At 62.1% G+C, this 19,047-nt stretch carries 14 protein-coding genes; 1 reads left to right on the forward strand and 13 read right to left on the reverse strand.

The genetic code is table 11. The annotated features are described in order from the left end of the window. Positions 1-92: 92 nt before the first annotated feature. The 7 genes from J7392_RS10755 to J7392_RS10785 form a co-directional block, all read right to left on the reverse strand. The gene (locus J7392_RS10755; protein WP_209217536.1) at positions 93-3,143 is read right to left on the reverse strand and encodes an efflux RND transporter permease subunit; all 3,051 of its coding nucleotides are present in this window, start codon (positions 3,141-3,143) and stop codon (positions 93-95) included. Between the two features lie 4 nt (positions 3,144-3,147). Then, the gene (locus J7392_RS10760; protein WP_209217537.1) at positions 3,148-4,227 is read right to left on the reverse strand and encodes an efflux RND transporter periplasmic adaptor subunit; all 1,080 of its coding nucleotides are present in this window, start codon (positions 4,225-4,227) and stop codon (positions 3,148-3,150) included. A gap of 2 nt (positions 4,228-4,229) precedes the next feature. Next, on the reverse strand, positions 4,230-4,820 hold the full coding sequence (locus J7392_RS10765) for a TetR/AcrR family transcriptional regulator (RefSeq protein ID WP_209217538.1): 591 nt from the start codon (positions 4,818-4,820) through the stop codon (positions 4,230-4,232). A 120-nt stretch (positions 4,821-4,940) separates the two neighbouring features. Next, a complete protein-coding gene (locus J7392_RS10770; protein ID WP_209217539.1) occupies positions 4,941-5,852 on the reverse strand; it encodes an AEC family transporter in 912 nt (303 codons plus the stop codon). Between the two features lie 120 nt (positions 5,853-5,972). Continuing rightward, a complete protein-coding gene (locus J7392_RS10775) occupies positions 5,973-8,216 on the reverse strand; it encodes a TRAP transporter permease (RefSeq protein ID WP_209217540.1) in 2,244 nt (747 codons plus the stop codon). A 111-nt stretch (positions 8,217-8,327) separates the two neighbouring features. Beyond that, positions 8,328-9,308, reverse strand: coding sequence for a TAXI family TRAP transporter solute-binding subunit (locus tag J7392_RS10780; RefSeq protein WP_067268061.1), 981 nt, complete (start codon positions 9,306-9,308; stop codon positions 8,328-8,330). Between the two features lie 288 nt (positions 9,309-9,596). Then, positions 9,597-10,583, reverse strand: coding sequence for a zinc-dependent alcohol dehydrogenase family protein (locus J7392_RS10785; RefSeq protein WP_209217541.1), 987 nt, complete (start codon positions 10,581-10,583; stop codon positions 9,597-9,599). Positions 10,584-10,740: 157 nt separating this feature from the next. On the opposite strand from J7392_RS10785, the gene J7392_RS10790 reads away from it, so the two are divergent. Then, positions 10,741-11,646 carry a LysR family transcriptional regulator gene (locus J7392_RS10790; RefSeq protein ID WP_209217542.1) on the forward strand — a complete coding sequence of 302 codons (906 nt, stop codon included), beginning with the start codon at positions 10,741-10,743 and terminating at the stop codon, positions 11,644-11,646. A 16-nt stretch (positions 11,647-11,662) separates the two neighbouring features. Here J7392_RS10790 and J7392_RS10795 read toward each other — a convergent pair whose 3' ends face one another. The 6 genes from J7392_RS10795 to J7392_RS10820 are packed head-to-tail and all read right to left on the reverse strand — an operon-like array spanning position 11,663 to position 19,044. Beyond that, on the reverse strand, positions 11,663-12,376 hold the full coding sequence (locus J7392_RS10795) for a hypothetical protein (RefSeq protein WP_209217543.1): 714 nt from the start codon (positions 12,374-12,376) through the stop codon (positions 11,663-11,665). A 47-nt stretch (positions 12,377-12,423) separates the two neighbouring features. Continuing rightward, complete coding sequence (locus J7392_RS10800; RefSeq protein ID WP_209217544.1) at positions 12,424-12,783, reverse strand: response regulator; 360 nt, start codon at positions 12,781-12,783, stop codon at positions 12,424-12,426. Beyond that, positions 12,780-14,783, reverse strand: a complete 2,004-nt coding sequence (locus J7392_RS10805; protein WP_209217545.1) for an ATP-binding protein — start codon at positions 14,781-14,783, stop codon at positions 12,780-12,782. Before J7392_RS10805 ends, J7392_RS10800 begins: the two co-directional genes overlap by 4 nt. Beyond that, positions 14,770-15,735, reverse strand: coding sequence for a response regulator (locus J7392_RS10810; protein WP_209217546.1), 966 nt, complete (start codon positions 15,733-15,735; stop codon positions 14,770-14,772). Before J7392_RS10810 ends, J7392_RS10805 begins: the two co-directional genes overlap by 14 nt. 4 nt (positions 15,736-15,739) lie before the next feature. Continuing rightward, positions 15,740-17,155, reverse strand: a complete 1,416-nt coding sequence (locus J7392_RS10815; RefSeq protein ID WP_209217547.1) for a hypothetical protein — start codon at positions 17,153-17,155, stop codon at positions 15,740-15,742. After that, entirely contained in the window at positions 17,152-19,044 is a 1,893-nt protein-coding gene (locus J7392_RS10820) for a glycosyltransferase family 2 protein (protein WP_209217548.1), read from the reverse strand. Before J7392_RS10820 ends, J7392_RS10815 begins: the two co-directional genes overlap by 4 nt. Between the last annotated feature and the right edge of the window lie 3 nt (positions 19,045-19,047).

The raw sequence follows: 19,047 nt of genomic DNA on the forward strand, positions 1-19,047 counted from the left end.
CACGGCGGCGCGGAATTTTTACCGCCCCGAGTACGACAAAGGGCGCGCCCGGAGTGACCGAACGCGCCCTTTGCCTCGCCGCCACGCGCCGGTCAGGCAGCCCGAGCAGCCTCCGCCTCACGCGCGGCGCTGCGCTTGAAGAAGAGGAAGTAGAGCACCGGTGCCGCGATCAGCGTCAGGACCGAGGCAAAGGCCAGCCCGCCCATGATCGTCGCCGCCATCGACTGGAAGAAGGCATCCGACAACAGCGGCAGCATCCCCAGAATGGTCGTCGCGGCGGCCAAGAAGACCGGGCGCAAACGCGAGGTCGAGGCTGTCACGATTGCCTCCTTCAGGTCCAGCGTCGGATCGGCGGCACGGGTGAGGTCGATCTCTTCGACCAGCACGATGCCGTTCTTGATCAACATCCCCGAGAGCGACAAGAGCCCCAGAAGCGCGGTGAAGGTGAAGGGCAGACCCGCCCCCAACAGCGCTAGACTGACCCCGTTCACCGCCATCGGCACCAAGAGCCAGATGATGATCGGCTGCTTCAGCGCGTTGAACAGCAGGACCGAGATCAGCACCATGATGATGATGCTGAAGGGCAATTGCTTGCCCAAGGCGGCCTGCGCCTCGCCCGCGCTTTCCAACTCGCCCCCCCATTCCATGGCATAGCCTTCGGGGATTTCCATCGCCTCAATGGTTTCCTGCACCTCGGCCTGCACCTGCGCCGCCGTGACGCCGCGCGGGATATCCGCGCCTACGGTGATCACATCGGCCCGGTCGCGGCGATAGAGCAGCGTGTCCTGCGGCTCGAACCGGAAACCGTCGATCACCTGCTCCATCGGGACCAGCGCATTGGTGTTCTGGGCATAGATCACATGATCCGTCAGCGCCAAATCGGCATCCTGCGGGGCGCGGATCACGATGGGGATCTGACGATCCCGCTCGCGGAAGGTGCCGCCGCTGGTGCCTTCGGTGGCGAACTTGAGGGTCTCCGTGATCTCGGTCCGCGAGATGCCTGCGTCCTGCGCACGTTCTTCGGCATAGATCGGACGCAGCACCAATTCACGCTCGCGCCAGTCCTGACGCGGGGTGATGATATTGTCCGACGCCGCCTGCATCCGGTCCATCGCCTCATCCGCGAGATCGCGCAGCACATTGGGATCGCGGCCCGAGAAGCGCACCTCGATCGGGGCACCGCCGCCGGGGCCAAAGGCCAAACGCTTGGCCCGGAACTCCCCTTGCGGAACCGCATCGGCGGCGAAAGCCTCAAGCGCGTTCATCTCGTCTTGGATCACCTCAAGCGAAGACACCCGGACGATCAGATGCCCATAGCTGGGGTTGGGGTCTTCGGCCTGATAGGTCAGCATGAAACGCGCAGCCCCCTGCCCCGCGTAGGAGGTCACGTCTTCGACATTGTCCCGCGCCACCAGCCAGTCCTCGAGCACGGCCAGATCGTTGGAGGTCTGATGGATCGACGACCCCTGCGGCAGTTTGTAGTGCACGAAGTAAAGCGGCGTGTTGCTGTCGGGGAAGAACTGCTGCTTGATCTGACCAAAGAGGGCATAGCAGACAACCGTGCCCGCGATGAGGCCAACAACCACCAGCCAGCGCAGCTTGAGCGAGGCACGCAGCACGGCGGCATAGCCCTTGAAGATCGCGCCATCATAGCCGCCAGCCCCGCCTTCAACGCCGCGTTTGAAAAAGTAGTGCCCCAAAAGCGGCGTGGCGGTGATGGCCAGCACCCAAGAGAGCAGCAGCGAAATCGCGATCACGGCAAAGAGCGAGAAGAGGAATTCGCCCGTGGCATCAGGGCTCAGCCCGATCCCGGCAAAGGCCATGATGCCGATGACGGTCGCCCCCAAAAGCGGGATCTGTGTCTTGCTCGCCGCCTCGGTCGCCGCTTCGCGTGAGCTTTTGCCCTGCTGCATGGAGATCTGCATCCCCTCGGCCACAACGATGGCGTTGTCGACCAGCATCCCCATCGCGATGATCAACGCCCCGAGTGAGATACGCTCCATCTCAATCGCGCCAAGCGCCATGAAAAAGAGCGTGCCCACCACCGTCAGCAACAGGGTGGAACCCACGACCACCGCCGCGCGCCAGCCCATGAAGACGGCCAGCACGGCCACAACGATGGCGACCGACATGGCGAGGTTCAGCAAAAAGGCGTTCGACGCCTCTTCGACCACCGCGTGCTGGCGGTAGATGGATTCAATCGAGATGCCCAAGGGCAGCGTTTCGCGCAGCTGCGCAAGCTTGTCGTCCACCCGTTTGCCGATATCGACGATATTCTCGGTCGCGATCCCGGCCACCCCGAGGGTAAAGGCCTCCTGCCCGTTGTGGCGGATCACCAGATCGGGGTTTGCCTCCCGGGTGCGGTTAATGTTGGTCACATCGGCAAGGTTGATCACCTGACCACCAACCCCCACCGACAGCGCGGCGATCTCGGACACGCTGTCAGAGCCTTCGGGCCGCTGGATCAGGGTGCGCCCGTCCGCGTCTTGAATGGCGCCGCCGTCGACGATTTCATTCGCGCTCGATACCGCGCCGACAATGGCCGAGGGCGGAATGCCGAGCGTGGTGCTCAGCGCAAGTTGCGGTTCGACATAGATGACCTCATTGGGCAGGCCCGAAAGCGCCACATCCGACACACCATCAACCAGCAGCAATTCGCGCCGCAGATAGCTGGAGAGTTCGTTGACCTCGGCGTCGGAATAGCCCTCAGCCGTCACGGCGTAGTAAAGCCCGTAAACGTCGCCGAAACCGTCGTTCACATAGGGCTGCGTCGCCCCGCTGGGCATGGCGGCCTCGTTCACGCGGTTGCGCAGTTTGGTCCAGATTTCCGGCAGTTCGGACCCGTCAAAGGTGTCCTGCATATTGACCGTGATCCACGACAAACCGGGCTGGTTCATGGATTGAATGTCCTTGATCTCGGACATCTTCTGGATTTGCGATTCCAGTGGTTCGGTGACCTCTAGCGCCACCTCTTCGGCAGAGGCACCGGGGTATTGGGTCACCACCACCGCCGTTTTGATGGTAAAGGCCGGGTCTTCGAGACGGCCAAGGGTGGCAAAGCCCCAGATGCCGCCCAAAAGACAGGTCAGCATGATGATCCAAGTATAGATCGGGCGGTTGATCGACAGACGTGCGATATCCATGCGCTCAGTCTCCGAAACCGACGAAGCGGCGCACGGCGGCACCATCTTCAAGCTGGCTTGCGCCGCTCACCACGATCTCTTGCCCATCGGAAAGCCCGGCTTCGACTTTGACATCGCCGCGCGCGGTGGGGGTGATCTCGACCGCGGTGCGGGTCACGGTGCCTTCGCGCGCCCCTGTAGGGTCAAAAACCATGACATAGGTGCCGCGGTCATTACCGACCACGATGGCGGTGTCGGGCACGATGATGCTCGACCCGCCGATGTTCAGCGTGGCGCGCACCTCGACCGAGGCGCCGGGCAGCGGTACGAAATCTTCGGGCAATTCCGCCCCAAGGGTGATGCTATAGGTCTGGCCGACATCCGCCGTCTCGGCGTTGTATTCGCGGATTTGCATCGGGTAGGTGTTGGCGTTGGCCGGGAACTTGGCCATGAACCGCACGCTGGGGTCGCGCCCTGCGCGTAGGAACAGGGTTTCGGGCACGTCGATCTCGACCCGCAACTCGGACATGTCATGCAGGCGCACTACCGGCGTTCCTGCGCTGACGGTCGAGTAATTGGGCACCAGCCGCGAGGCGACAATCGCATCGAAGGGCGCATGGAGGGTCGCGTTCTCAAGGTCGCGCTCGGCGTTGCGCACGGCGATATCGTTGACCGTCACGGCGGTTTCCGCATCTTGCAGGTTGACCTCGGCCACCGAAGACCCGGCAAGCTTTTGATAGCGCTCCATCGTCCGGCGCACCTGTGCGTCATTGGCCTGCGCCTGCTCTAACGCCAGTTGAAACAGCTCCAGATCCATCCGCGCAACGAGCGTGCCCTTGCTGACCGTGGCCCCCTCTTCGACGGGGAATTCCTCGATCTGGCCGCCAACCTGAAAGGCGAGGTCCACGGTTTCACGTGCAACCACCTTGCCGAAGAACACGCGCTCCATCTCGGCATCGCTGACCTTGACCGTTTGCAGCTTTACCACCGGCTTTTCGGCGGCCGCCACCATCGGCGCGGCGATACCGCCGACCAAGGCCAGCGCAAATCCCAACACCCGCCCCGCGCCGGTCCCGCGCGTCGTCTCAACAAGCCACTTGGCCATGGTCAGTCTTCCTTATGAATAGCATCCGGCACGGGCCCAAGGGCGGCGGTCAGACTAAGTTGTTTGAGGGTGCGCAGCTGCGCGAGAAAATGGTCACGGTCCAGCGCATGCATGCCAGCGGCCTTGGCGGAACGTTGGATGAAATCGGCCAGCGCCTCGACACTCAAGTCATTGCGGGTGATCGACGCCTCATAGGGCATCAGCACCTTAGCGATCACGTCGCGAAAGCGCCCGGCGGAACATTGCAGCGCCTCTTGGCTGACAGCATTGGCCCCGTCGATGAAATCCTGCGCATTGGGCATCGCCTGCATCGTGTCATAGCCGCGCACCACCATCCGATCAAAGATCAGATCAAGCTGCGCCGCCAGATCGGGCGCATTGGGCATCTCTTCGGCGATCTCTTCCAGCGCCAATTCGGTGTAGCGCCCGATCAGCCCGCGCAGAATGTCATCCTTGTTGCGAAACCGATTGTAGAGGGTCTGGCGCGAGACACCCGCCTCTTCGCACAGATCACCCATGCTGGTGCGCTTGACCCCATAGCGGGAAAAGACATGCAGCGCAGCGTCGAGCACGGTCTTTTCAAGTTCGGTCATGCGGGCTCCTCAACATGGGTCAAGGCGCAATTGGACATTTGAACCAAATATGTCAACCTGTAAATCAGCGACCATGCAGCCCGCGCAGATCACAATCGCGTTTCGCGCATGGAGCGCGCTCTAGGGCGCGGAGATCAGACTGCCGAGATAGAGCGTGAGCGGCAGGGTGAAAAAGCTGAGCAACGTCTGCGTGGTGATGATCGCGGCCATCAAGGGCGCATCGCCGCGCATCTCCCGCGCCAGCGTATAGCTGGCCACCCCGGTTGGCAGGGCCGCGAAGATCAGCGCGATTTGCAGCGTCAGCGGCGCAGGGTTCAGCACCATCGCGGCCAGCAGCACCGCCAGCGGGTTCACCAGATGCTTGCCGATGATCGACAGGCCGATGACCGAAACCGAGCCCGACAACCCGCGCAGCCGCAGGTTGGCGCCGACGCAAAGCAGCATGATCGGCAGCGCCGCATCCCCCAAGATGCGCGCGCTTTCATGCAAGACAGGCACATGGTGCAGCCCCGCGAAGTTGAAAAGCACCCCTGCCAGAATGCCGAGGATCAGCGGGTTCTTGACCAAGCCTTTGAGGATAGATTTGCCGCCGCCGCCCAATTGCCGGGTCATCAGGGTCACCACCGTCACATTCACCACGGGCACCAGCAGGGCCGAACCGAGAACGGCAATCTGTAGCCCCGCCGTGCCAAAGACGGCTTCGGCAATCGCGAGGCCGATAAATGTGTTGAACCGCGCGCTGCCCTGCATCAGCGAACTGCCCTGCGGCGCGGCATAGGCCCGACCGAACAGCCAGCCGCAAAAGATCGCTGCAAAGAACCCAGCGTAGAGCAGCAGCGCATAGTCGCCCAAGCCGCCGCTGAGGTCCGCCGCCGAGATCTTGGCAAAGAACAGCGCGGGCATCAGCACCCAATAGACCAGCCGGTCATTCAGGTTCCAGAACTTGGTCGAAGGGATACCGCCCCGGCGCAGGCCATAGCCCATGAGGATCAGCGCGAAGACCGGCGCGATGGCCAAAAATATAGTGAACATATTAACCGCCCGGAAGGATCGCGCGGACCCTAGGCGCGGCTTGGCCCAGATGCAACAGGGAGCGTTGCCTCAAACGGGCGGCCCCGGCCCCAAAGGGCCGGGACATGGATCAATCACGGGTCAATCGCTGCCGTGTACCGCGATTTGGGCGTCGGGTGCGGGGCGGAACTTCCACTGCACCGCAAAGGTCACCGCCGCCACTGCGATGCCGATGAGGTCGGTCATCAGACCGCCCGCGATCATGCAAAGCGCCGCGAGGATCAGACCCAGCCGGATGAACCAAGCCGCCCCGCTGCCCGCGAACCAGCCCTGCATGCCCGAAGACAGCAGATAGACCCCGAAGATCGCCGTGACACCGGCACGGATCACCTCGAACCACGTGCCGTCCATCAAGATCGCGCCGTTGTAGAAGAACATGAAGGGCACGATGAAGGCCGAGATGCCGATCTTGAACGACGCCACCGAAGTCTCCATCGGGTTGGCGCCCGAAATCCCCGCCGCCGCGTAACTGGCCAGCGCCACGGGGGGCGTGATGGCCGAGACGACGGCGAAGTAGAAGACAAAGAAATGCGCCGTCAGCAGCGGAATGCCCAGTTGCACCAGCCCCGGCGCCACGACCGAAGCCGCCACCGCATAGGCCGCCGTGGTGGGCATGCCCATGCCGAGCAGAATGGCGATACACATGGCAAAGAACAGGGCGAGAAATTGGCTCGCCTCTGCCAGACCCAGCAGCACGGAAGAGAAACGCGCGCCGACACCGGTCAGGCTGATGACACCCACGATGATGCCTGCACAGGCGCAGACCGCGATGATCTGGATCGACATGATCCCGGCCAGGTCAAAGGCTTTGACGATGCTGCGCGGCCCCATGCGGAAGGGCGTGAACCACGACACCGCTGCCGCTGCCGCCGTCGCCAGCGTGCCCGCGCGGATGATCGAATAGCCCATGAACAGCGCATAGATCAGGATGATGATCGGAATGAACAGAAACACCCGGCGCAGCATATCCTTGAGCTTGGGCAGTTCCTCGGAACGCATTCCGCGCATGCCCAGCTTGGCCGCTTCGAAATCCACCATGAAGTAGATCGACACGAAGTAGAGCACCGCCGGGATGATCGCCGCCACGGCGATATCGGTGTAGGGGATGCCCGTGATCTCGGCCATGATGAAGGCGCCCGCCCCCATGATCGGCGGCATGATCTGCCCCCCGGTCGAGGCGGCGGCTTCGACCGCGCCTGCGGTCCGGGCCGGGTAGCCCACCTTTTTCATCAGCGGAATGGTCAGCGAGCCTGTCGCCACCACATTGCCCGCCGAGGTGCCGTTGATCATCCCCATAAGACCCGAGGCAAAGATCGCGACCTTGGCTGGCCCCCCGCGCGAGCGGCCCGCCGCAGCAAAGGCGAAGTTGACGAAATAGTCCCCCACCTTCGACGCCTGAAGGAAGGCCGCGAAGATGATGAAGAGGATGATATAGGTCGATGACACCGCCGTGGTCGGCCCCAGAATGCCCGCATCGGTGTAGACCTGGCTAAAGAACCGGGTCCACTGGATGTTGGGCGCGTTCAGGAAGCCCGGCAGCATGTCCCCTACGAAGACATAGACCAGAAAGACACCCGAGATCACGATGAGCGCAAGCCCCGCCACGCGGCGCGTCAGCTCCATGATCAGCGCGGTGCCCGCGACCGCGGCGATAGAGATGCCGATGGGCGCAAAGGGCGTGCCCGTCGAGTTGCGCATCAAGGTGCCGTACATAGTGATCAGGTAAATCGCCACGGCCACCCCGCAGATGGACAGCAACAGGTCCGCAGGCGAAACCTGCCCCCGCTCGCGTCCGCGCAGCCACCCCACGACGATGCCGATGGCCGTCGCCGCCACCAGCGGCAGGCCATAATGATAGATTTCGAGGGTCTTGAACTCGGGGCTCATGCCGTTCCACTGGGTGCCGCCAGCGATCTGGCTGGCGATGCTCCAAGCGGTCCAAATCGAATAAAGCGCCGGGATCATCGCAGCCCATGCTACGAAATCCAGCGGGTGGCGGCCTTGCCCGGTGCCTTCGTCGACAAAGCCCCGCGCGGAATAGAGGGTAAAGCCAAGGATCAGCGCGCCCGCGATGTGCACGATGCGGAAGTTCCACGTCTCCATCGGAAAGGTCGGCAGAAGCGGGATGCGGATGCCGGTCAGCTCTCCGATCGACATGCCGTTGAGTGCCGCCATGTGAAAGAAGGCATAGATCGCCGACATGGCCGCAACGACCAGATAGGTGCGCCCGGTGAATATGCGGCGATTGCTTTCTACCGGTTCGTCATCGACCCCTTCGGCGACAATCGGGCCCTGCGGGTCGGCGGCGCTATGCTGGTCTGTCATGGAGGCTTCCTTTCCCGATATCTGCGCGGGATCTGTCCCGACAATCAGGCGGGATGATGGCAAGATGCCGCCCCGATTAGGGACGGCATGCAAGTTTGTCTAGGCGTTCGCTTAGTTGCCGTAGATCATATCGTCGGAAATATCGGCATCCGCGTTCTCTTTGAACCAAGCTGCCGCACCGGGATGCCATTTCAGAACGGTGTTCTTCTCCCAGTTCTCAGGCAGGGTCGAAGCCGCCGCCTTGTGAATGCCCTTCATCCGCTCATTGTCGGACATGACGACATCCACAGCCGCTTTGACGAAGGATTCCGGCAGATCGCAGTTGGCAATCGCGAAGTTCCACATGGAGACCGAACGCGCGCCCTCTTCCAGCGTGGTGTAGGTGCTGGCGTCGATGGTGAACTCGGAAACCGGGAACTCTTCGAGCAGTTTGGCCTGCTCTTCCTCGGTGAACTCGATGATGTTCACATCCGTCTGCACCTCAAGCTGGCTGACCGCGGGCACCGGCACACCGGCGGCAAAGGCGATTACGTCCAGCAGTCCGTCCTGCAACTGGCCGCCCAGATCGGTCCAACCGCCGTTGCGGCGCTCATACTCGACGCCGAGCGTGTCCATCATGCGCGGGAAATAGGTGTCCGAGGTAGAGCCCGCCGGGCCAAAGCCGATCTTGGCACCCGCCGGAATGTCGGCGACCGAGGAGATGCCCGAGGACGACAGCGCGGTCACGGAGAAAGGTGTCTGATACATCGGGAACATCGCGCAGGCTTGGGTCATTTCCAGACCGGGTGCGATGGGGTTGGTGCCAGCCAGCGATTCCGCCGCCGGGCCCATTGTGGTCATGCCGAAGGCCGCCTCGCCGGTGTGGACCAGCGCCATGTTCTGCATCGGGCCGCCGGTGACTTCGCCGCCGCCGGTCAGGCCCAGTTCCTTGGCCACAAGGTTCGCCCAGCCCGAGCCATAGGCGAAGTAGGTGCCGCCTTGGCTGGCCGTGCCCACGGTAAAGCTGCTCGGCCAGTCGGATTTATCCATGTCCTGAGCGGCGGCAGCGCCTGCCAGAATGGTGCTTGCGGCGAGGATTGCGGTGAATTTCATGTCTCTCTCCCTTGGTTGCTCTTAACGGGCGTCAGCACAGGGTGCCGCGCGCCGCCGCTGTATTCAGCTTGTCCGGCCAATTAACTGTACACTGACAGGCAGAGGCAAGTCCGAATTTGCCGTGAAACCGGGGATGAGAGAGAAAGAGGCCGCCTACCGTTGGGTCAATGGCGCATTCTTTGGCAGTTGCACGCCAGCGGCAGTGATTGAGGGAAGGCGCAGGCCGTCAAAAGCCCCGCCGCGCGGGAAGCGCAGCGGGGCGTGATATTAATCAATATTTGACCTGATTTAGACGTCGACCACAACCTTGCCAATCGCCTGCCCGCTTTGCAGCCGCGCATAGGCATCGCCAACCGCGCTCAGATCAAAGGTCTTTTCGTCGAGCAGCGGTTTCACCGCCCCCTCGTCGACCAGCGTGGCGAGATTGCTAAGGATTTCCCCATGCACCGCGCGGTTCACGTCATGCAGCATCGGCAAAAGCATGAAGACCACATGCAAGGACAGCCCGCTGAAATGCGCCGGGGTCAGGTCGATCGCCGACAGGGCCACGGTCGTGACCACATGGCCGTTCAGCGCAGCGGCGACAAAAGAGTTCGGCAGATTGTCCCCGCCCACGGTGTCGAAGACCGCATCGAAGCCGCGGCCTGCGGTATGGGCGGCGACATAGTCTTCGATCTTCTCGGCTTTGAAGTCGATGGCCTGCGCGCCATAGCCTTCGATCACCGCCATTTGGTCACCCCCGGTGCCGGTCGAGGAGACCTCGGCCCCCATATGCTTTGCCAGTTGCACCGCGAGATGGCCGACCCCGCCCGCGCCGCCTTGGACCAGCACCTTCTGCCCGGCTGCGACGCCTGCGCGGTGCAGCCCTTCCCAAGCGGTGATGCCGACCAACGGAAGTGCCGCGGCCTCGCGCATCGACAGGGATTTGGGTTTATGGGCGATGAGCCGCGCGTCGGCGCGCATGAATTCGGCCAGCGCCCCTTGCAGATCGGCCAAGCCACCGGCGCAGCCATAGACCTCGTCGCCCACGGCGAAACCGGTGACACCTTCGCCAATCTCTTCGATCACCCCGGCGAAATCCATGCCCAGAACGGCAGGCAGGTCAGGCGACAGAGGCAGGTCTTTGCCCGCGTTCTTGATCATCGTGTCGATGGTGTTCACGCTGGCCGCCTTGACGCGCAGCACCACATGGCCGGGGGTGGCCAAGGGGCGTGGCAAATCGGCTTCGACAAAAGGCGCCTCTGCGCCATAGCTGGTGAGGGTCATGGATTTCATCGGTCTATCTCCCGTTTACATTGCGTTGAGACAGAGATAGGCCAACATGGCGCGCCAGATAATCGGATGAAACTTGAGTTCAGTTTCTCGTTATTGAATATAATGCCAAACCCTATATGCTGACCCGGCGGATGATCCGCAGCAAGGACCGCGGCCCATGGATATCGACAACCTTCGCCTTTTCGTCATGGCTGCCGAACGGCTGAACATCTCAGCCGCGGGGCGCGATTTGGGGATGGCCCCTGCCGTGGCCAGCGCGCGTTTGGCCAAGCTTGAACAGGAACTTGGGGTTGAGCTTTTGCGGCGCACGACGCGGAAGGTCTCGCTATCGCTCGATGGGTCGGACTTTCTGCCCTATGCGCGCGAGATATTGGCCCAAGCCGATGCCGCGCGGGCCATTCTGGGCGGGACCAAGGCGGGGCCCAAGGGCATCCTGCGCTTCGCCGCCCCCAGCAGCTTTGCCCAGCGTCACATCATGCCGCTGTTGCCGGAATTCCACGAGACCTACCCCGAGCTCACCCTCGATCTGCGCCTCTCCGACACCCGGTTCGACGCGATCGAAGGCAGTTTCGACCTCGCCCTGCGCAGCGCACCCTTGACCGACAGCAGCCTGCGGGGGCGCAAACTGGCCGATGACACCCGCGTTCTTTGCGCCGCACCGTCTTATGTGGAGGCCCACGGTTTGCCCAAGACCCCCGCAGCGCTGCGGGATCATCACCTGATCGCTTGGGGTGATCTTGAGCCCCGCGCGCTGATCGGGCCGGAGGGCGAAGCCGCCACGCTCAACCCGCATGAGATGACCTGCCGCGTGATCATGGACGATGGCGATTCGCAACGCGAAGCGACCCTCGCGGGGGCTGGCATCTCGATCAACTCGCTTTGGAGCGTGTCGGACGAGCTTGCCTCGGGCCGATTGCTGCGGCTGTTGCCGGCTTGGCGGATGAACGACCGATCGGTGCTTTGGCTGGTCTACCCGCGCTCCAACGTGCTGACACCCAAGACGCGGTATTTCATCGACTTTCTGATTGCCCACCTCGGCAACCGCCCCGATTGGCGGGATTGAGCAGACCCGAAGCGCGTCAGAAGCTGTGCCAGACCCCGACTTTGACCTTGGTCACAGCGTCGGTAAATTCATGCGAAAGGCCCAGTTCCAGAAAGCTGTTTTCCGAGACCTTGATCACATGCGACGGCGCAAAGGCCAGTGTCTCATCCCCGTCTGACGGGGCCGCGAACTCCAGCTTGAAAATCGACAGATTGCCATTCTCGTGGTTGATGCCGAAGCTGCTGTCGATCTTGCCCAGCGTTTCGCCGTCCTCGTAAATGGCAAAGGTGCTTTCCACCCCCAGCCAGCCGCTGCCCCAAGCCCCTGATACCGGACGCCCCCAAGACAGGCCGGGCCGCACAGCCGCCACCGCGCTGCCATCCCGTTCGGCCCAGCCAAGACCGACTTCGGCGGCGAAAACATTGTCCCCGCCAGAGAGCTCAAGCGGATAGCGCAGAAAGGCGATGGCGCTGACCTGCCCCCCACTCTGGGTCTTGCCGATGTCGAGGCCGAAGGTCAGTTTCTCGGTCACCCCGTATTCGTAGTAAAACGCGCCGAAATCGCCAAAGTCGGGGCCATCTGCGGTGGTCTCATAGGACAGGGTGACAAAGCTTTTGTCTTCGCCCCGCGGCCACGCCGCCGATGCCACCTCACTTGCCGGGAGGGCGATGGTACCGATGGCCGAGAGGACGACAAGGCGGGACCATATGCGCCGCGTGGTTTCTGAGGGCATCTGTGCTGTTTTGGGCATGATAGGTTCCGCTTAGTCAAAGCCGCTAGGGGCTGCGCGATGAGGTATTAAACGATCGACCGAATGAAATCCGCGAGCTTCAGCGGTTTGAACGGTTTGTGCAGAATGTGATCTGCCCCGAGGTCGCGAAACTTCCTCTCCGACTCGGGCGAGGTTTTGGCGGTGCACATGACGATCTTCGTGTCGTCCAGATCCGCATTGGCCCGCGCACAGCGCAGCACCTCCATACCATCGGGGGGCGGCATCATCACATCCAGCATGATCACGTCAAAAGTCTGCGTTTCCATCGTGGCAATCGCGTCGAGCCCGGTCCCTGCGAAGGTCGGTTCGATGTCATCCTCGGTCATGATCGCAAACTCGATCAACTCGCGGATGTCATCCTCGTCATCAACGAACAACACTCTCATGCCGATGCCCCCTGCTTGGGCGCGGCGCCTGTATCCCGGGCGAAACGCACATAGAACGTGGTGCCGGGGTTCTCATCGCCGTCTTCTTCCGAGCGTGTCTCAAAGCTCACATCGCCATCTTGTCGCAACACCAACTCCCGCGTGATGGCCAGCCCCAGCCCCGTCCCATTCGCTTGGTTTTCGCGAGAGTGCACAGGGTCAGCGAACCTTTTGAACATACGATCATGGGCGGCTCTTGGGATGCCCGGCCCCGCATCGCAGACATAGAACGTGACCCATTGGTCGTCCACCTCGGCACCGATTTTTACCGTGCCGCCGCGCGGGGTATATTTCACCGCGTTGGAAATGAGGTTGGAGAAGATTTGCTGCATCCGGACCGTATCGACCCGCACATAGGCTTCCTGCGCCGCGTCGGGGCCTGTGTGAATGTCGAGTTGCACGTCGCGGTTCACCCCATAGCCGGTGTTGGCCGCGATGGCTTCCGACAGCACCTCCGACACCGCGACCCGCTCGGTCTGGATGCTGAGTTGGCGCTGGTCGATCGCCTGAAGGGTCAAGATATCGTTGACCAGTACCAACAGCCGGTCGGCATTGCGGGTGGCCATCGACAACAGCTTGCCCGCGTTCTTTGGCATGCTGTCGCCAAAGCGGTCATGGAGGATTTCGAGCGACCCGGCGAGGGACGTGAGCGGCGTGCGCAGTTCGTGATTGACCGAGGTGACAAAAGCCGTGCGCGCCGCCACGAGACGTTCTTCGGCAGAGATGTCCTGAAGCACGTTATAGGCGATGTAATCCCCATGCAGATGCAGCTTCATCACCCGGCATTGCACCGCAACGCTCTCGTTCTCGGCGGTGGTGATCTGAATGCGGTGAACGGCGACATCTTCGTCCATCTGCGAGAAGGGCGGGACCATGCCGCGCAGCTTTTGGACGGCTTCGATGTCTGAGGACACACCCATCAACGCGCGCGCCTTGCGGTTGGAGCGGTGCAGCTTGTTGTTGTCGTTATATACGATCAGCCCGTCGCCGACATTCTCAAAGATCGCGTCAAATTCGCTCTGTGCCACGCGGATCCGTTCGCGGTGCTGTTCGGAAGTGCGCAGGGCCTGCGCCAATTGGGTCGACTGCCGCCGCGCGCGGATCGCCGCGTTGATCACCGTCAGGAACAGGATCGTGGCAAGCCCCACGAAAACCAAGGTGCGCTGCCAGTAATTTTGCAGCACCGCCCGCTTGCTGCGCGTCACGTCGATATAGAGGTCGAGCGCCGGGATCTCTTTGCGGGCGCGAAACACGGGCGTATCGGGGTCGCGTGGAGGCCGCCCCGAGACAAAGGCCCGCTCACCGTTAGAGGTCACCACCTCGACATACATGTCCTGTTGCAGCCCATCTATCGCAAGCAGTTGAGAGTAGTAATCCTCCCCCAGCGAAGAGGCCAAGACCCCGCGCGACCGGCCATCTATCCCGATCAAGGGCCATGCAATCGGGGTCAGACGCCGCCCCGTGGCCCGCGACACGATGGGTACCCCGACCGTGTATTCATCCACATCAAGACCAATCGCCGCCTGAAAATAGGCCCGGTCCCCAAGGTACTGCCCCATGAGCGGTTTCACCGTGGCCCAAAGCACGACCCCATCCGCGCCGATCAGCACAAGCGCATCGACCTGCTCGGTCTCCTGCACGGCGGCATTCATCAGATCACCGTATTGCGCCTCGAACTGCGCGGGGTTGCTCAGACGCGCGGTCGACAGCTCATCGATGAGCCCCCACATCCGCACATTCGCAACCGAGAGTGAGGCATCGACCGCCTGCTCGTAAAGCTCCGCGAAATGCTCAAGCTCCACCTCTGCCCGGGTCGTGGCGCGTTTGTAGTCCGACCAGGTCAGGACCGCGAGCCCCACGAAATAGATCAGAACGGCGGCCGAAATCAGCGCCCAGAATAGGGTCTGCGCGCGCGAAGACGGTTCCGCATCAGCTTTGTTGGTGGGCTCAGTGCTGACCATTCTCGGCTCGGTGTCCTATGTCATTGGCGGCAAGGCAGATGCTGCCCGGCGCGCTTGTTATTCCAGCACTTTCGACGCCTTGAATGCCCCGCGCAAGCGAGGTGGCGACAGCCGCGTCCGAGGGCGGCACGACACAGGCGCTGACGCTCAAGGGCCGCGAGGTCCAGCCTTCTTTTACGGTGGCCGAAGCCTCCGCCACGGCTGAGATAAACTGCTGCGCCCGCGCTTCAAGCTGGGCGCGATCCGCGTGGAGCGCGCCATAGACGAAAAGATCATCCTCCCAATGGGCGAACCCGTCTTGCGCGGGGATTTCGACCTTACCGAAAAGCCCGGCCACGAGGCGCTGAAGCTCTTGCCGCTGAGCGCGCGCCGCATCGGATTGATCACGATCGCCATCGATGCGGAAGACGATCAGGCCAAGGTCTTTTTGCATCGCGGGCGACAGCGACATCAGATGCCCCTGAAACCCGGATTTGCTGCCCAAAAGGCTGGGCACCGTGGCCTCTGACACGCTCGGCGCGGCACGGCGGCGCGCGCTGCGGTTTTCGCCCGAACGGCGGCGGTCCAACTCGGATTTCAGCCGCAGGCAACTGCGCATCCGGGCCTGAAGCTCAATCCGGTTGAAGGGCTTGGTGACATAGTCATTGGCCCCCGCCATGAAGGCTTCGGAGAGAGACCCCATATCTGTTCGGCTGGTCAGCATAATGATCGGCACATCGCTCCATCTGTCCAAGGCACGAATACGGGCGCAAAGCTCGATACCATCAATATCGGGCATCATTATGTCCATCAGGATCAGGTCCGCCGTGGCCTCATCGCTTTCGATCGCGTCGAGTGCACTGCGCGGATTGATGAAACTGACGACATCGTCAAAGCCAAGCTCCGAAAGCGTCGCGCTGATGAAATCCTGCGCGATATCCGAGTCGTCGACTGCGATAATTCGTGGGCTCATGATTTTAATTCCACTCGTTAACTCTTTCAAAAACAAGCCATCGGCTGTTTTGAAAAACCTCCTCATACCCCGGCATCTGCGATTGCTTCAGCTGCGGGAACCTGCGCAGAATTCTGTCTGCTGTGGCCTGCCCTTCCGCCTGTTGCGGGACCACGATGTACCTTGTGCGCGGCACGCCCCCCTCAAGCGCCCAGTCGTAAGCAGGCTCTCCGGCGATCACCAGCTGGTCGATATTCCCCAGCCCAACGACGATCTCGGGATTTTTCTCAACATCTAGCATAATATCGGACTTGTCGCGCAAGAATGAAACGACCTCCTGCGTGGGGCGCGACGCTGCGTTCTCGGCCCCGAGCATCGCATTTGTCCAAGCGCGGGTTTCGTCATGGGCGACATGGCGCATCACGAGGGCAGAGGTCAGCACCGACAGCGCCATCAGGGCGATGGCGATGGGCTCGCGCAGGGGCAAGTTCGGCCAAAAGCGGATTGCGGCGATCAAGACGCCGAGCATCGGCGCCAGCGCCATCGCCGGGTCGCCCTCGACATGGAAAAAGACGTTGAGCGTATAGCCGCCCAGCACCGCCCCGACCGCTGCCAAGAGCGGCATGAACAGACGCGGCACCATGATATTGCGCAGGATCGCGATAAGGGTCGCCGGGCCAAGCCCGGCCAGAATGAGCAAATGCTCCCCCAAGGTCAGCGGCGTGGCACTTTCCGCCAAAAGCGGGATCAGGCGGCTGTCGAAGATCATGCTGACGAACATCAGCGCCCCCACGGCGGCGGCCACGGGATAGAACATCGCCACCAGATAGCCCGTCGAGGATACCGCGATCATGCTGGGCCGTGCCGCGACGATCATGAAGGGCATCGCCCCGAGGCAGAGCATCAGGCCATAGCTGTCCGACAGGGCCACCACCAACAACCCTACGGCCACTTTCATCATATCGGGCGCATTGCCCGTGAGGCGCAGATTGACGATCCCGCGCGCGAAAAGCCATGTGCCCAAGATGCAAAACATCGTCTCTGGCCCATCGGCCAAGGCGCGCAGGAAAAACGGGTTCAGCGCCAAAAGCAGTACCACCAGCGTCGAGGTTATGCCCGAAAACCCGCCCGTATCGCGCAGGTTGAGGAACCACAAGACCAGCAGCCCCGCCCCCACCAGCGCGGAAAGCACGAAAGGCACCGGCACCTGCGTGTCGGGCAAGACCGCCTGCCCCAAGAGCGACAGCGCATAGGGCACGGGCGGGTAGAAGGCATCGCTTGCCTTGAACTGCGCCGGCCCCTCGATCTGTACGATTGATTTCGCCCAAAGGTCGGTCACGTCCATCGACAGGAAGCCATGCGCCTCAGTCCAGCCGAGGGTGAGCAAAAGCAGCAACGCCAGCGCGACAAAGCCGAAAGACCATGAGGCGGCGCGGATCATTGCGTGGCCTCCGTCGCTTCGGCACTGGCTTCGGCGACCTCATTGGCGGTGTGTTTGGACAGGCCGTGCTGGGTCTTTTCCCAGTAGAATGGGTTAAAGATCAACTGCGACAGCGCCTTGTAAGAGGCCACGGTCATCAGCACCCAATAGCCCACCACGGTGATCCCCCAAGGCGCCAGATCGGTCCACCTGCGCCGGAAGGGCGCGACCATCGTGAGATAGATCAGCAAACCATTGCCCGCCAAGAGGTTCACCAACGACAGATAGAGCACCGGCAGCGGGAAATAGGGGGTGATCACCTCGGTCCCGAAGATCAGCCAGATGGCAAAGATCGACCAAAAGACCGGGTTCAACAGGCCCGAGAGCACTGTACCCCCGATGAAAAAGACAAAGCCAAAGACGCCCGCCGCCCCCACCGATTGCCACAGGTGAATGGGTCTGCGGCTGTGGACGAGGAAGGTCTGCATATAGCCCTTGATCCAGCGCGAGCGCTGGCGCACCCAGTTCGGGATCGAGACATTGGCCTCTTCAAAGGTCGTGGAATCGATGGCGCCCACGCGGTAGCCCTTCTGCGTCAGACGAATGCCCAGATCGGCGTCCTCGGTCACGTTGAAGGGATCCCATGCGTTCAACTCGCGCAGCACATCCATGCGGAAGTGGTTCGAAGTGCCGCCCAGCGGGATCGGCACGCCCAAACGCTCCAACCCCGGCAGCATCAGGTCGAACCACAGCGAATAGTCCAGCGTGAACATCCGCGTCAGCCAGTTCTCCCGCGCGTTGTAATAGTTCAGGCGGCACTGAATGCAGGCGGTATTGGGCGCGGATTGGTTGAAGGCGGCGATGACCTTTTTCAACTGATCCGGTTCGGGCTTATCCTCGGCGTCGAAAATCACGAGGAAATCACCCTGCGCATAGCGCAGCGCAAAGTTGCAGGCTTTGGGTTTGGTCTGCGGGTGGGAGGCCGGGACGCGGATGATCTCGAACACGCCTTCAAGGTCGAGCTTGCGCGCCGCGTCGATGGTCTCGTGATCGCCCTCTTCCAACACGATCTTGATGTCAAGCTTGGCCAAAGGATAGTCAAGGTTGCGCAGCGCTTGGGCAAGGATCGGCAGCACCTCGGGCTCGCGGAACATCGGCACCAGCACGGTATAGATCGGCAGGTCTTCGTCGCGCAGCAGCGATGCCTCGGCCGCGATGGCCCGCGATGAAGTCTCTTGTGCAGCACCGCCGAGCCAGACCAGCAGCGCTTTGAACAGGAAGTTGCCGGTGTAGAACACCGTCAGTAGGACGTTCAGCACGATCAGTGTGACCACGGGGGCAAAAGCCAACCCCAGCAGTAGCGCCGAGATCATGAGGTAGATCACCAAAATCTGCGGCGGGGTCACGACGTTCTGCGCCGACATATCGGGGTCAAGCTCGGCCAGCGCAAAGACCGCTTCGTGGGAATGTTTCTCGCGGAAGGCGCGCTGCAACTGCCATGACACATCAAAATGCGAGGCCACGACGATGGTCACGCCGGAGCCATAGACCTCACGGATATGCAGCAGCGTGCGCGGGCCGGGGCGCGAGGTGGCGACCGTCAGCGTGCCATCCTCTGTCCGGCCAATCGGCACCGTCATAAACTGGTTCATCACCACCGGATCATACTGGCGGATCAGATCGTCATCGGCGCGGTCCTCGATCAGATCGACCAGCGCCAGCCCGTGGTAAAAGGCGATCTCGCGGTAGAGGGTCTGCGTGGTCAGCCAGCGCCGCGACAGAAGAACCTTGACCAGAGAGACGTTCCATTCCTCAGCCAGATCCTCTGCCGCGTCGAGCTGTTCCGCCGATAACGCGCCACGGTCAAGCAGCAGCGAACCAATGGCTTCGCTTTCGGCATCCAACGGCACGGT

The organism is Sulfitobacter sp. R18_1 (assembly GCF_017743915.1).
GTDB classification, from domain to species: domain Bacteria; phylum Pseudomonadota; class Alphaproteobacteria; order Rhodobacterales; family Rhodobacteraceae; genus Sulfitobacter; species Sulfitobacter faviae.